The organism is Arthrobacter sp. 05N429 (assembly GCF_056397045.1).
In genome coordinates this window covers 255769-269787 of the sequence record NZ_JBFTMQ010000003.1, presented here as the reverse complement: position 1 = coordinate 269787, position 14019 = coordinate 255769, and the positions used below count along the sequence as shown (strand labels likewise).

General features: G+C 68.3%; 11 protein-coding genes. 4 read left to right on the top strand and 7 right to left on the bottom strand.

Going from position 1 to position 14019, the window contains the following annotated elements; all coding sequences use genetic code 11:
- Window positions 1-41 precede the first annotated feature (41 nt).
- The 3 genes from AC1DF4_RS08180 to glgC all read right to left on the bottom strand — a co-directional run bounded on the left by AC1DF4_RS08180 (window position 42) and on the right by glgC (window position 3571).
- Window positions 42-512 (bottom strand): pyridoxamine 5'-phosphate oxidase family protein, encoded by a 471-nt coding sequence (locus AC1DF4_RS08180; RefSeq protein WP_476912403.1) that lies wholly within the window; start codon window positions 510-512, stop codon window positions 42-44.
- Window positions 513-599: 87 nt separating this feature from the next.
- Window positions 600-2063 carry an SDR family NAD(P)-dependent oxidoreductase gene (locus AC1DF4_RS08175; RefSeq protein WP_476912402.1) on the bottom strand — a complete coding sequence of 488 codons (1464 nt, stop codon included), beginning with the start codon at window positions 2061-2063 and terminating at the stop codon, window positions 600-602.
- Window positions 2064-2149: 86 nt separating this feature from the next.
- Window positions 2150-3571: a glucose-1-phosphate adenylyltransferase gene (gene glgC, locus AC1DF4_RS08170; protein ID WP_476912529.1), complete on the bottom strand. Its 1422-nt coding sequence runs from the start codon at window positions 3569-3571 to the stop codon at window positions 2150-2152.
- Between the two features lie 96 nt (window positions 3572-3667).
- On the opposite strand from glgC, the gene glgA reads away from it, so the two are divergent.
- Window positions 3668-4873 carry a glycogen synthase gene (gene glgA, locus AC1DF4_RS08165; RefSeq protein WP_476912401.1) on the top strand — a complete coding sequence of 402 codons (1206 nt, stop codon included), beginning with the start codon at window positions 3668-3670 and terminating at the stop codon, window positions 4871-4873.
- A gap of 92 nt (window positions 4874-4965) precedes the next feature.
- On the opposite strand, the gene AC1DF4_RS08160 is transcribed toward glgA, so the two are convergent.
- Both AC1DF4_RS08160 and AC1DF4_RS08155 read right to left on the bottom strand, forming a co-directional pair.
- The gene (locus AC1DF4_RS08160; RefSeq protein WP_476912400.1) at window positions 4966-7131 is read right to left on the bottom strand and encodes an acyl-CoA dehydrogenase family protein; all 2166 of its coding nucleotides are present in this window, start codon (window positions 7129-7131) and stop codon (window positions 4966-4968) included.
- A complete protein-coding gene (locus AC1DF4_RS08155) occupies window positions 7128-7895 on the bottom strand; it encodes a TetR family transcriptional regulator (RefSeq protein ID WP_476912399.1) in 768 nt (255 codons plus the stop codon). Before AC1DF4_RS08155 ends, AC1DF4_RS08160 begins: the two co-directional genes overlap by 4 nt.
- Before the next feature lie 62 nt (window positions 7896-7957).
- Between AC1DF4_RS08155 and AC1DF4_RS08150 the strand changes: the two genes are divergently transcribed.
- From AC1DF4_RS08150 to AC1DF4_RS08140, 3 genes are read left to right on the top strand one after another with little or no spacing between them, the layout of a single operon-like run.
- Window positions 7958-9367 carry an acetyl-CoA C-acetyltransferase gene (locus AC1DF4_RS08150; RefSeq protein ID WP_476912398.1) on the top strand — a complete coding sequence of 470 codons (1410 nt, stop codon included), beginning with the start codon at window positions 7958-7960 and terminating at the stop codon, window positions 9365-9367.
- 9 nt (window positions 9368-9376) lie between these two features.
- On the top strand, window positions 9377-10732 hold the full coding sequence (locus tag AC1DF4_RS08145) for a 3-oxoacyl-ACP reductase (RefSeq protein ID WP_476912397.1): 1356 nt from the start codon (window positions 9377-9379) through the stop codon (window positions 10730-10732).
- Window positions 10729-11640, top strand: coding sequence for a MaoC family dehydratase (locus AC1DF4_RS08140; RefSeq protein ID WP_476912396.1), 912 nt, complete (start codon window positions 10729-10731; stop codon window positions 11638-11640). The genes AC1DF4_RS08145 and AC1DF4_RS08140 overlap by 4 nt, the downstream gene beginning before the upstream one ends.
- A gap of 108 nt (window positions 11641-11748) precedes the next feature.
- Here the strand turns inward: AC1DF4_RS08140 and AC1DF4_RS08135 are convergent, their stop codons facing one another.
- Window positions 11749-12789, bottom strand: a complete 1041-nt coding sequence (locus AC1DF4_RS08135; protein WP_476912528.1) for an FUSC family protein — start codon at window positions 12787-12789, stop codon at window positions 11749-11751.
- A 160-nt stretch (window positions 12790-12949) separates the two neighbouring features.
- Window positions 12950-14014, bottom strand: coding sequence for a glutathione S-transferase family protein (locus AC1DF4_RS08130; protein WP_476912395.1), 1065 nt, complete (start codon window positions 14012-14014; stop codon window positions 12950-12952).
- Window positions 14015-14019: the final 5 nt, after the last annotated feature.

Below are 14019 nucleotides of genomic sequence, written 5' to 3'. Positions count from 1 at the left end.
CCGGGGTGAAGCGGGCCGCGGCCCGTCCGGTCTGCAGCCGGCTATTCGAAAGACGCCCGGCGGGGATCTGAGAGCCGCGTGCTCCACAGATCCGGCTTGTTGACCTTGAACCGGCGCCCGGTCATGGCCTTGGGGGACAGGCGCACGTAGTAGTTCTTGTCGCCTGGCTGCCACGGCTCGAGCAGTTGTTCGTCGACGGCGTCCTTCTCCTGCTGGCTTTCAATCAACTGGGCCTCGCCGCGGGCCACCACACTCCAGGCCTGCTGCTCGTGGGCGTCGTAGCCGTCGATTTCAAAGGCGATCGGCTTGGCCGTCATCGCCGCCCACAGCTTGGACCCGCCGGCGGTGCGGAACACAATGGAGCGGCGCTCCAGCGCGAAGTTCACCGGAAAGATCTCGGGATGGCCGTCCACAATCAGGGCGATCCGGCCCACAACTTCCGTATCCAGCAACACCCAGCACTGGTCAAGGGACAGTCCAAAATCGGGCGCAGGCGTCGTCTCAGTGTTCATGTGGACCCACGTTACGTTCCGGCCCGGGACCTCATCAGGGCCATAAGGCCCGTTGCCCGCAGGGACGGCCCTGCGTGCCGCGGGCGGTTACCAGGGGCTCGGCTTGTAGTCCTTCAGGAAGACCCCGAACTGGTCCTCGCCGGACTCGCCCATAACGATCGGGTCATAGACCCTGGCTGCCCCGTCGACGAGGTCCAGCGGGGCGTGGAAGCCCTCCTCCATCAGGCGCACCTTGGTGTAGTGCGGCCGCTCATCGGTGATCCAGCCGGTATCCACGGCCGTCATCAGGATGCCGTCGGCGTCGAGCATCTCCTGTGCACTGGTCCGGGTCATCATGTTCAGGGCCGCCTTGGCCATGTTGGTGTGCGGGTGGCCGGGGCCCTTGTAGGCGCGGGAGAACTGGCCTTCCATGGCGCTGACGTTCACGATGTACTTCCGCCTGGCGGTGGAGCGCTTCATCGCCCCGCGCAGCCGGCTGACCAGGAGGAACGGCGCGGTGACGTTGCACAACTGGACCTCGAGCATTTCCAGGGGATCCACTTCGTCCACCACCTGCGTCCAGCTGTTGATCGTGGCCAAGTCCGGAACCAGGCCGCCGGCGTCGATGGCGGTGCCTGAGGCGATCCGCTCCAGCGACGCGGATCCGGTGGACAGCGCCAAGGACGTGATGGCGTCGCCGGCCAGTACCGGGTGCTCCAGAACGGTGCTCGCCAGGGCGAGCGGGTGCTTGTCGTGGGCGTGGCCGAAGGTCACCAGTTCGGGGCCGCCGTTTGCGGCCTGCAGGGCCGCCGGAAGGGGCTCATCCTCGGCGTCGACCAGCGGCTTATACGCGTTGCCGGAGCGGCGGACGGTCTGGGCCGCGTTGTTGATGATGATGTCCAGCGGGCCAGCGGCGTCCAGGGAGTCGGTCAGCGCCATGACCTGGGAAGGGTCGCGCAGGTCAATGCCGACGATCCGCAGCCGGTGCAGCCACTCGCCGCTGTCCTCCATGGCGGCGAAGCGCCGGGCGGCGTCCTTGGGGAAGCGGGTGGTGATGGTGGTGTGGGCGCCGTCGCGGAGCAGCCGCAGGGCGATATACATGCCGATCTTCGCCCGGCCGCCGGTGAGAAGGGCGCGCCGGCCGCTCAGGTCCGTCCGCGCGTCGCGCTTGCTGTGGCTGAAGAGCGCACATTCCGGGCAGAGCTGGTGGTAGAACGCGTCCACCTGGGTGTAGTGCTGCTTGCAGATGTAGCAGGGCCTGGACTTGATCAAGTGCCCGGCGATGCTGCCCGTGGTGGAGGGCGCGAGCTTGTTGCCGCGGGTTTCGTCGTCGATCCGGTCCGGGGCCGCCGTCGCGGTCTGCGCGAGCACGGCGCGGTCCGCTTCGGCGATCAGGTCGCGCTTGCTGACCCGGCGGTGGCGCTTGACGGCTTTGAACATTTTTCCGGTGGCGCGGCGCACCGATACGTAGTCCGGGTGCTCCTCGTCGTAGACGTGGATGCTGTTGAGGACCTTCAGGCAGGCCTGGATTTCCTCGGGGGTCAGATCGGACGGCAGATCGGGGGAGCTCATTTCCCTAATTTTACAGCCTGCAGGGAGCCCGGCCCGACGCCGGTGCCGGGCTCCCGTCCGTTCTGGATCCTCGTTGGAAGAAAGGCTCAGTGGCCTTTGGGCGACCCGCCGCCGGGGACCGAGACGCCGACGGCGGCGGCCTGGACTTCCGCCACCTTGTCCACCGACTCCCGCAGGGCAGGCCAGTTCTCCGTGGCGGCCTTGACCGCATCCGGCACCAGGATCAGGTTGGCGGCCGACAAGGCGCGCTCGTCCTCGCCCGGTTCGGGGACAAGCTGCCCCTTCGACAGGACGGTGATGCCTGAATCGGTGACCTTGAAGCCGCGGGCCCGGTCCAGCTCGGGGTCGAGGCCGATCGCGGCGCCCGCCGGGACCCGGACGTTCTTGTCGATGATGGCGCGCTTGACGACGGCGCCTTCACCGATGTTGACCTTGTCCATCAGCACCGAGTCCAGCACCCGGCTGGAGGTGCCGACGTAAACGTCGTTGGATAGCACGGAGCCTTCCACGATGCCGCCGGAGATGACGGTGCCGCTGGCGACGATCGAGTCCAGGGCGGTGCCCACCGTGTTCTTCTGGCCGCGGACGAACTTGGCCGGCGGCGAGATGCTCTGCCGCGTGTAGATCGGCCACTCGGAGTTGTAGAGATTGAACACCGGCACCGGCGAGATGAGATCCATGTGCGCGTCGTAGAACGAGTCAATGGTGCCGACGTCGCGCCAGTACGTGCGGTCGCGTTCGGTGGACCCGGGGATCTGGTTGAGGGTGAAGTCGTAGACTCCGGCCTCGCCCTTGTCGACGAAGTACGGAATGATGTCCCCGCCCATGTCGTGCTTGGTGTCCAGGCGTTCGGCGTCGACGTGCAGGGCTTCGACGAGGGCGTCGGCATTGAAGACGTAGTTGCCCATGGAAGCGAGGAACTGGGTGGGGTCGGCGGCGAGGCCCGGGGTGGAAGACGGCTTCTCGACGAAGGCCGCGATCTTCTCCGGGTTGTCCTGGTCCACTTCGATGACACCGAACTGGTCGGCCATGTGCAGGGGCTGGCGGACGGCGGCGACCGTGGCCTTGGCGCCGCTGGCGACGTGCTGGTCAACCATCTGGGCGAAGTCCATCCGGTAGACGTGGTCTGCGCCCACGACGACGACGATGTCCGGATTCGCGTCGTGGATGAGGTTCAGTGACTGGTAGATGGCGTTGGCGCTGCCGAGGAACCAGCTCTTGCCCACGCGCTGCTGGGCCGGGACCGAGGCGATGTAGTTTCCCAGCTGCGTCGACATCCGCCAGGTTTCGGAAATGTGGCGGTCCAGGCTGTGCGACTTGTATTGCGTCAGGACGACGATCTGCAAATAGCGGGAATTGACCAGGTTGGACAATGCAAAGTCAATAAGCCGGTAGCTTCCGGCGAACGGAACGCCGGGTTTGGCCCGGTCTGCCGTCAGTGGCATGAGCCGGTTTCCCTCGCCACCGGCGAGGACAATGGCCAGAACTTTTTTATTCGGCATGGTGATCGCTCCTGAACGCCTTTGTACTTCCCCAAAACAGTCCGGCACGCCCGAACGTCTTCACACTAGATCAGTTCCACCGTAACGACTACCTTGGGGTTTGTGCGTATAGACATTGTGACCAAAGAATTCCCGCCCGAAATCTATGGCGGCGCCGGGGTCCACGTGGCCGAACTCAGCCGGGTGCTGGCCCAGCACGTGGATCTGCAGGTGCGCGCCTTCGGCGCGCCCCGTGAGCCGGGCTACCACGGTGCCACGGTCACGTCCTACGCCGTGCCCGAGGACCTCGCCGGCGCGAACGCCGCCGTGCAGACCCTCGGGGTGGATCTGCGGATCGTTCCCGACATCGCCGGCGCGGACCTGGTGCACTCGCACACCTGGTACGCCAACATGGCGGGGCACATCGCCTCACTGCTGCACGGCATTCCGCATGTGCTCAGCGCCCACAGCCTGGAACCGCTCCGCCCCTGGAAGGCCGAGCAGCTCGGCGGCGGCTACGCCGTGTCCTCCTGGGTGGAAAAGACCGCGTACGAGGCCGCGGCCGCCATCATTGCCGTGTCCGAGGGCATGCGCCAGGACATCCTGCGCAGCTATCCCGAGGTGGACCCGGCCAAGGTCAAGGTGGTGCACAACGGAATCGACGTGAGCCTCTGGAACCGGGACGAGGGTGACGACGTCGTCCGCGCCCTGGGGATTGACCCCGAGCGGCCGAGCGTGGTCTTCGTAGGCCGCAACACGCGCCAGAAGGGCGTGCCCTACCTGCTCCGCGCGGCCGCCCAGCTGCCAGCCGATGTCCAGCTGGTGCTGTGCCTCGGTGCCGCCGACACCCCCGAGCTCGCGGCCGAAACCGCCCGCCTGATCGAGGAGCTGCAGACCCAGCGCGGCGGTGTGATCCTGGTGGAGCGGATGCTGCCGCGGAACGAGCTCATCCAGGTCCTCAGCCATGCGACCGCGTTCGCCTGCCCGTCGATCTACGAACCGCTTGGCATCGTCAACCTGGAGGCCATGGCCTGCGGCGCCGCCGTCGTGGCCAGCGCCACCGGCGGGATCCCCGAAGTTGTCCAGCATGGCGAGACCGGCTTGCTGGTGGACATCGAGCAGGTCACGGACGGGACCGGAACCCCGCTGGACCCGGAGAAATTCGTCACCGAATTCGCCGCGGCCCTGACCGAGGTCGTGTCCGATCCCGAACGGGCCAGCGCCATGGGCCAGGCCGGGCGACGCCGTGCCGAGGAGCACTTCTCCTGGGAATCCATCACGGAAACCACCCTTGAGGTCTACCGCTCGGTGCTCCCCGGCGGTTCCTGACCCACGGCCACCAAAGCGCAGACGACGACGGCGCCGCCCCGGCTGAGGGGCGGCGCCGTCGTCGTCGTTGTCGGGACGGGCAAGGGGCCGGGCTATTTGCTTTCGCGGGTCTGGGTCCCGTGGCTCTTGCGGGCCAGGAGGATCTTCTCGTCCACCGGGGCGTCGCCGCTGGCGCGCTGCTGCCTGAAGTATTCGCGGGCTTCGTCCTGGCGTACCCTCTCGGCGCCCGTGGCGATCTCGGCGCGGAGGTGTTCCGGGCCGAACCCGAAGGCGTCCACCAGGTCCAGGGCGTGCGGGCGGATCTTGACCAGCAGCCGGTTGATGTATTCGCCCACGGTCCGGGCACGCTGCATGGAGAGACGGCCGTTCATCAGGTACCAGGACAGGTTTTCCTCGATCAGGGACAGGCCGAAGAGGTCGCGGAGCCAGGTCAGGACCTTTTTGGTGCCCGGGTCCGTGACCTTGCCCAGCGCTTCGGTGAAGGCCTCCCATTGCAGCAGCTCGGCATGCGCCTGGGCAGCTTCGATGAGTTCGTTCTGGTGGTTGTTGAACAGGGCCGCGCCCTGCTCCTGTGGCAGCCTGTTGGCGCCCTTGAGAGCCGAGCCCACTTCGGCGACCATGGTCTGCACCCGGTCGGTCAGCAGCGCGCGCTGGCTCGCCTCGTCCTTGATGGCGATCGCTGCCTTCTGCACCGAGCCGGAGTCCGCCATGAACTGCGCGACGCCGCGCAGGCCGGTGCGGTGGATGGCGGCGCCGGTGGCCTGGCCCACCACGTAGCGGGCCAGCACACCGAAGTTCACGGTGCGGAATTCCTTGGCGTAGTCGGCCAGCAGCCGCTTGGCGACCAGTTGCAGCAGGACGGTGTTGTCACCTTCGAACGTGGCGTAGACGTCCAGGTCGGCGCGCAGTGAGGCAAAGCGGTTCTCGATCAGGAAGCCGGCGCCGCCGCAGGCCTCGCGGCATTCCTGCAGGGTGTCGAGGGCGTGCCAGGTGCTGAGCGGTTTGAGTGCCGCCGCGAGGGTTTCCAGGTCCTGGCGGTCCTCGTCCGTGTCGGTGCGGCCGGAGAAGACGTCGTCGAACTTCTGCAGCAGCTGTTCGCTGGCGAAGCCCGCGGCGTACGTCGTGGCGAGCCGGGTGAACAGCCGGCGCTGGTGCCGCTGGTAGTCCAGCAGAACTTCCTCGTCGGTCTGTGAGGAGGCGTTGAACTGGCGGCGTTCCGTGGCGTACTGGATCGCTGTCTTCAAGGCCAGCTTCGAGGCAGTGACGGCGGCGCCGTCGAGCGAGACGCGGCCTTGGACCAGGGTGCCGAGCATGGTGAAGAACCGGCGGCCCGGGCTGGCGATGGGCGAGCTGTAGCTGCCGTCGGCGTCGACGTTGCCGTAGCGGTTCAGCAGGTTGGTGCGCGGGATCCGGACGTGGGTGAAGTGCAGCCGGCCGTTGTCGATGCCGTTCAGGCCGCCCTTGACGCCGTCGTCCTCGCCGCCGATTCCCGGCAGGAAGTCCTTGGTGACGGGGTCGCGGAGATCCATGTAGAAGGCATGGACGCCGTGGTTGACGCCCTGCGTGACGAGCTGCGCGAAGACGACGGCGGCGAGGCCGTCCACGGCGGCGTTCCCGATGTAGTCCTTCCAGGCGGCCCGGAACGGCGTGTGCACCACGAATTCCTCGGTTGCCGGGTCATACGTGGCGGTCGTGGCAATGCTGGCGACATCCGAGCCGTGGCCGGTCTCCGTCATGGCAAAGCAGCCGGGAATGTCCAGGCTCATGATGCCCGGCAGCCACTTATCGTGGTGTTCCTTCGTGCCGAGGTGGTTCACTGCGGAGCCGAACAGGCCCCACTGGACGCCGGCCTTGATCTGCAGGGAGGGGTCGGCGATGACGAGTTCCTGGAAGCCGGCCACGTTGCCGCCGTGTTCGTCGGCGCCTCCGACGGACACGGGGAAGGCCCGGTGCACGGCGCCGTTATCCACCAGGATCTTGAGCTGGCCGAAGGCGCGCTTGCGGTGCTCGGTGTGGGTCAGTCCCTCTGTCTTGTGCAGCTCCAGGCGGCCTGCGAGCGCCCGGGAGGCGCGGCGGGTGTCGGCCCACTTGCCCAGGAGCAGCTCACCCAGCGCGGCGACGTCGACGGCGGGAGCCGGCGTAGCTGAAAACTCCGGCGTCGGGGCGGAGGTGCTGCGGGTGGCGGTATTGCGTCCTGCTGTGTTGCGGGCTGTCGTGTTGCGGGCTCCGCCTGAGGGGCGGGCGGCGAGTTCGGTCATGTCGATTCCTTCTTTGGTTCTGACAAGGTCGGTGCTGAAGTCGGTGGTGTTTGGTTCGGGGCTGCCGTGCGCAGCTCGGGGGCGATGCCGAGGCACAGCCAGTCGGTAATCTGGCGTGCCATGGCCTCCTGGCCGGGCTTCGAGGGGGATGGAGGGCTGGCGAGCCATTGTTCGCCGGCGTTCCGGACCAGGCCGATCGCCGCGTTCGGCCAGTATCCGATCACGGCCTCGCGCCCGTCGCCAAGGTGGCTGCGCATGGGCCGGGCGATCATGTCGCTGATCGCCGCGAAGAAGTGGCCCAGGGCACCCGCGGTGGCAATGGTGCCGTTGGTGGCGTCCGCGTCCCCGGGGGTGTAGCGCGTGACGAAGGTGTACACATTCGGGCTGGTTTCGGCCATCTGGAGGTAGGCGGAAACCATGGCGAAAAGGCCCTCGCGGGGAGTCTGTGCGCTCTGGGCAGCTTCCTGGATGCGGCGCTGCATCTGGCTCAGAACAACTTCACCCACTGCCTGCTGCAGCCCGGCCTTGTCCCCGAAATACCGGTAGAACACGGATTTCGAGGTGCCTGCCGCCGCGGCAATGTCCTCCATCGACGCGTCACTGCCGAGGGCATGCACGGCCTTGCGGGCTGACTTGATCAGCTCCCGGCGGCGCTCTTCACGGTGCGACTGCCAGCGGGAGGCGCGGCCGTCCACACTGCCGGCGCCGGCGGCAGCGGATCCGGCCACGGTTTCGCCGGGAAGATCAGGATGGGGGATGTTCACGATACCCAGCGTATCAGGTACGCTGGGTATCGGTAACCCGCTTTGATCGAAGGAGACAGCCCATGTCCGTCAACGGACAGTCCGCACCCGGACCAAAGGAATCGACCCCCGCGACGCCCACAGCAGCCACAGCAGCTCAGCCGGCCAACGTGCCCGCGGCAGCTAACGCGGCGGCGCAGCTCCGCAAGGCGGTCATCGTGGGCGGCAACCGCATTCCGTTTGCCCGGACCGGGGGCGCCTACACCAAGTCCTCCAACCAGGACATGCTGACCGCTGCCCTGGACGGGCTCATCGCCCGTTTTGGGCTGCAGGACGAGCGCATCGGCGAGGTAGCGGCCGGGGCCGTGCTCAAGCACTCCCGCGACTTCAACCTGACGCGTGAAGCCGTGCTCGGCTCCGCTCTCTCCGCAGAGACCCCGGCCTACGACCTGCAGCAGGCCTGCGCCACGGGACTGGAGACGGTCCTTGGCCTCGCCAACAAGATCAAGCTCGGCCAGATCGATTCGGCCATCGCCGGCGGCGTCGACTCCGCCTCGGACGCGCCGATCGCCGTCAGCGAAGGCCTGCGCGAAGTGCTCCTTGACCTGAACCGCGCCAAGACGCTGCCGCAGCGGCTGCAGGTCCTTAGCCGGCTCCGGCCGAAGGACCTCGCACCCGATGCCCCGAACACGGGCGAACCGCGCACCGGGCTGTCCATGGGGGAGCACCAGGCGCTCACCACGGCCCAGTGGAAGATCACCCGGGAGGCGCAGGATGAACTGGCCTTCAACAGCCACCGCAACCTCGCCGCCGCCTACGACGCCGGGTTCTTCGATGACCTGCTGACCCCGTACCGCGGCCTCACCCGCGACTCCAACCTGCGCGCCGACACCAGCCTCGAAAAGCTGGCCACGCTCAAGCCCGTTTTCGGCAAGAGCCTGGGTTCCGCGGCGACCATGACGGCCGGCAACTCCACCCCGCTGACCGATGGCGCCTCGACCGTGCTGCTCGGCTCCGAGGAGTGGGCCGACGCCCACGACCTGCCCAAGCTGGCCACGGTCGTGGACGGCGAGGCGGCGGCAGTCGACTTTGTCCACGGCAAGGACGGCCTCCTGATGGCTCCGGCGTTCGCCGTGCCGCGCCTGCTGGCCCGCAACGGCCTCAGCCTCGACGACATCGACTTCTTCGAAATCCACGAGGCCTTTGCCGGTACCGTGCTGAGCACCCTCGCCGCCTGGGAGGACGAGGAATTCGGCCGCACCCGGCTGGGTCTGGACGGGGCGTTCGGCAGCATCGACCGGTCCCGGCTGAACGTGAACGGGTCCTCCCTCGCAGCCGGCCACCCCTTCGCGGCCACCGGCGGACGGATCGTCGCCTCCCTCGCTAAAATGCTGCACGCCAAGGGCCGCGTCGACGGCCGCCCGGCCCGGGGACTGATCTCCATCTGCGCCGCCGGCGGCCAGGGCGTCGTCGCCATTCTCGAAGCACACTAGGGGACTCCCATGACCGACAAATACACCCAACTCGTGACCAAGGGCGTGGGCCGGGACATCGCCAGGAAGCTGGGACTGCCCCAGCCCGTGGTCCTTAGGCGCCACCAGCCGGGCCAGCCCCTCATAACCGGCCCCGTCCTGGTCCAGGGCACCGGCAGCGGTGCCGATGAGCTGGCCTCGACCCTCCTGTCCTGGAACCTCGATGTGCGCCGGCATGCGGTGCCCAAGGAGAAACTGGGCGCCATCATCCTGGTGCTGGATGAACTGGCCCGCCCCGAGGACCTGGCCAAGCCGGTGCTCACCGCGGCCACTTCGCTCCGGGACCTGGCACCCAACTCCCGCGTCATCACCGTCTCCCGCGCTGCGGCGGAAGCTGCGGACCCAGCCGCCGCAGACCCCGCAGCCGCGGCCGCCCGCCAGGGCGTGGACGGACTCCTCCGCTCGCTCGCCAAGGAGCTCCGCGCCGGCGCCACCGCCAACGGCATCCTGCTCGCCGGCGGCGCCGGCACCACCAGCCCCAGCACCCTCGGCGCGCTCCGGTTCTTCCTCTCCGGCCGCTCGGCGTTCGTCGACGGCCAGTTCCTGACGGTCAGCTCCGCCGAAGGCCATCTGCCGGCCGACGCCGAGAAACCGCTCGCCGGCAAGGTCGCCGTCGTGACCGGTGCGGCGCGCGGCATCGGCGCCGCGATTGCGCGCACCCTCTACCGCGACGGCGCCACGGTGGTCGCCGTCGATATCCCGGCGGCCGGGGACCACCTCGCGGCGGTCGCCAACGAGGTGCACGGCACCGCCCTGCAGTTGGACATCAGCCGGGAGGACGCCGGGCAGCGGATCATCGACCACGCCGTCGAACGCCACGGGCGCCTGGACATCGTGATCCACAACGCCGGCATCACCCGGGACAAGCTGCTCGCCAACATGGACCAGGGCCGCTGGGACTCGGTCATTGCGGTCAACATCGCCGCGCAGCTGCGGATCAACGAGGCGCTGCTGGCATCGGAGCACTTCCGGAACTCACCGCGGATCGTTTCCGTGGCCTCCACCAGCGGGATCGCCGGCAACCGCGGCCAGACCAACTATGCCGCTTCGAAGGGCGGCGTGATGGGCATGGTTCGGGCCACGTCGCCGCTGATCGGCACGCACGGCGGTTCCATCAACGCCGTCGCCCCGGGCTTCATCGAAACCGAGATGACGGCGAAGATCCCGTTCGCCACTCGAGAGATCGCCCGCAGGCTCAACTCCCTGCAGCAGGGCGGCCGGCCGGGGGACGTCGCCGAAGCCATCGCGTTCCTGGCCAGTGACGCCGCCGGCGGCATCTCCGGCGGGGTACTGCGCGTCTGCGGGCAGAACCTGGTGGGGGCATGACCCCATCCGGGCCCGTCATCCTGGGCGAGATGCCGTCGCTGTCAAAGCTGTATGTCAACGCGGCAGCCACGGCCGCCCGCCGCCGGGTTCTGGGCACCCATGCGGGCACCGGGCTCCCCGGGTCGCAGCACGAGGTCCGCGGTGTAAAGGCTGCAGTGGAGAACCTCACGGCGTACCAGCACCTGATCGGCGAGACGGCCAGCGATGTGCTGCCCGCCGGGTTCATCCATGCCCTGGCCTTCCCGCTGGCCATGAGCGTGATGAACCGGGACGACTTCCCGCTGCCCCTGCTGGGGATGATCCATCTGGAAAACCACGTGGTGCAGTCCGCGCCACTGCGGTTCACGGAGACCCTGGACATCCGCGCCCGGGCGGAGAACCTGCGCGGGCACCGGTCCGGCACTCAGCTGGACCTCGTCACGGAGGTGCGCCGCACGGGGGAGGGCGCCGTCAGCTGGCGCGGTGTCTCAAGCTACCTGGCCAAAGGCGTGTTCCTGCCCGGCATCGACAAGCCCACGGCCGCCTCCGTGCCGGCTGACTTCAAGGCGCCGGATCCCACCGCGCTGTGGCAGCTGGGCGTCGACACGGGGCGTGCCTACGCCGCCGTGTCCGGCGACTTCAACCCGATCCACCTGAGCGTCCTTTCGGCCAAGGCCCTGGGGCTGCGCCGGTCGATCGCGCACGGCATGTATCTGGCGTCCAGGGCGCTGGCGGACGTGGGCGCCGCCAAGGGCGAGGCTTTCAGCTGGGATGTGTCCTTCGAGGCACCGGTGTTCTTGCCGGCCCGCGTGGCGCTGGACATCAGCACGACGCAGGACCCCGACGGTGCCTGGCAGCGCTCCGACTACCTCGCCTGGAACTCGCGTTCCGGACGCAAGCACTTCAGCGGATCGGTTGCCGCGCTCTAGCTGCCGGCCGCAACAAACGACGGCGGTGTCCGCCCCGGAACGGGGGCGGCCACCGCCGTCGTTGTCTGTGCGCTCTGCGCCGGAGTGCCTGCGCCGCACCCGGGAGGGCTACGTGCTGCTGTCCGCCGAAGTCTTCACTACCCGCAGCATCCGGTGCAGGCTCAACAGGATCGATTCGACGGCGCTGGGGGCGTCGGTTGCCGATTCCTCGGCGCCGACACGCGCCGTCAGGGCCTTGACGGTGCCGTCGGCAGCTTCGCTGAGCTCGGACTGCCGCTCCGGGGTCTCCTCCTCGATCGAGGACAGGACGTCGCCCACGGCAAACATGGCGTCGGCGAGGGGCGCAGCGTATTCATCCGGCACCACAAAGGGGGTGTCCTTGGCCCAGATGACATCCGAGAGCACCTGCGTGACGTCCTGGACGTGGAAGGTTATCCGTTCGAGGTCCCGCAGGTTGCGGTAGTCCTGCTCTACGTCCCGCGGATGGAGCCGGCGCCTGGGGTTGGCCTGCCGGCTGGCGTCCGCCTTCTCCACCGCCAGGCGGACGGAACGCGCTGACGCTTCGAGGGCACCAGACCGCGTGGACCACTCTTCGTGCTCCGGCGGCCAGCTCTCCTTCAGCGCCTTGGCCATGTCCCGCAGTTGCTGGGCGAGTGCGAGGCGCAGTTCGGCGATGCTGAGCTCGGCGGCGCGGAAGTGCAGCGGCGGAAAGACGAGCAGGTTGACGAGGATTCCCACTGTTACCCCGGCCGCCATCTGCAGAAGGTAGCCGAAAGAGAACTGGTCCGGATTGTGTCCGCCCACCAGCAGGACCAGGAGCGCCGCCGTCGGGATCCAGTCCCGGCCGGCGCCGAGTTTGGGGAGTCCGGCCAGGACGACACCGAAGGCCATCACGACGCCGACCGTCAGCGGCGTCGGGCTGCCGAGGATGAACAGCACGAAGGCCAGCCCCACCCCGATCGCGAGCCCGACGAGCGTCTGTACGCCCTGGCGCATGGAACCGGCGACATTCTCGTACATCGCGACCAGGGCGCCCAGCGGAGCGTAGTAGGGGTAGTCGGCTGCGGAGCCGGGCATGAACGGGGCGATTGCGAAGGCAATCCCCGCTGCCAGCCCTGCCTTGAGGGCCAGCTGCAGCCGGGGCCACAGCAGGGCCGTGCGGACATTGCCGGACACGATCCGCCAGAGCCGCCGGACGAGCGAGTGGTGTCCGGCGCGGGTCGTCTCGTCTGTAGTTGTCACTCGGCTCACCCTAGGGCGGGGACGTTGCTGCGACAAGTGGACGAACCCTCGGCCCGGCGCCCTGCAGCTAGTCCGCCCCGTGCCCGGGAGCGACTTCCTCCCCGGACCGGACCGGGCCAGGCGGCGTGCCGTCGCCGAAGGGGCGGCCACCCAGCGCTTCCCTGCCGTGGGCGCTCAGCCAGTTGCCGAGCTCCGGCCCTGCCGGAACGATCCCGGTGGGGTTGATGTCCTCATGGACGAGGTAATAGTGCTGCTTGATCTGCACGAAGTCGGTGGTGTCGCCGAATCCGGGGGTCTGGAACAGGTCGCGGGCGTAGGCCCAGAGCGCGGGCAGCTCGCTGAGTTTCTGCCGGTTGCACTTGAAGTGCCCGTGGTAGACCGCGTCGAACCGTGCCAGCGTTGTGAAGAGGCGGACGTCGGCCTCCGTGATCGTATCTCCCACGAGGTACCGCTGGCTGGCGAGGCGCTCCTCCAGCCAGTCCAGGGCGGTCCAGAGCCGGGTGTAGGCGGCATCATAGGCCTCCTGGGATCCGGCGAAGCCGCAGCGGTACACACCGTTGTTCACCTCGGTGAAGACCCGTTTGTTGACCGCGTCGATCTCCCCGCGCAGCGCCTCGGGATACAGGTCCGGCGCGCCCGGCCGGTGGTATTCGGCCCACTCGGTGGAGAAGTCCAGGGTGATTTGCGGGAAGTTGTTGGTCACCACCTGGCCGCTGGCGACGTCGACGATAGCCGGAACGGTGATGCCACGCGGATAGTCCGGGAACCGGCGGAAGTACGCCTCCTGGATCCGCTCGATGCCGAGCACCGGATCCTTCCCGCCGGGATCCAGGTCAAACGTCCAGGAACGCGCATCGTGGGTGGGGCCGGGCTGGCCGAGGGAAATGACGTCCTCGAGGCCCAGCAACCGCCGCACGATCACGGTCCGGTTGGCCCACGGGCAGGCGCGGGCCGCGATCAGCCTGTAGCGACCCGGCTCCACCGGCCACCCAGGCTCGCCGTTGCGGCCGGGCGTGCCGGCGCGGGTGATCCGGTCCTCGATGTAGTTGGTGTCCCGGGTGAACTCCTCGCCGCCGGTGACGTAGGCACCCTTTGTGCTGAATCCGGGGTCGTCCGTGTGTGTTTGGCTCATGGTCC

Bases quoted from the DNA above. Each gene is read 5' to 3' on its own strand.
- AC1DF4_RS08180 (WP_476912403.1), bottom strand. From the start codon at position 512: ATGAACACTGAGACGACGCCTGCGCCCGATTTTGGACTGTCCCTTGAC.
- AC1DF4_RS08175 (WP_476912402.1), bottom strand. From the start codon at position 2,063: ATGAGCTCCCCCGATCTGCCGTCCGATCTGACCCCCGAGGAAATCCAG.
- AC1DF4_RS08160 (WP_476912400.1), bottom strand. From the start codon at position 7,131: ATGACCGAACTCGCCGCCCGCCCCTCAGGCGGAGCCCGCAACACGACA.
- AC1DF4_RS08150 (WP_476912398.1), top strand. From the start codon at position 7,958: ATGTCCGTCAACGGACAGTCCGCACCCGGACCAAAGGAATCGACCCCC.
- AC1DF4_RS08145 (WP_476912397.1), top strand. From the start codon at position 9,377: ATGACCGACAAATACACCCAACTCGTGACCAAGGGCGTGGGCCGGGAC.
- AC1DF4_RS08140 (WP_476912396.1), top strand. From the start codon at position 10,729: ATGACCCCATCCGGGCCCGTCATCCTGGGCGAGATGCCGTCGCTGTCA.
- AC1DF4_RS08130 (WP_476912395.1), bottom strand. From the start codon at position 14,014: ATGAGCCAAACACACACGGACGACCCCGGATTCAGCACAAAGGGTGCC.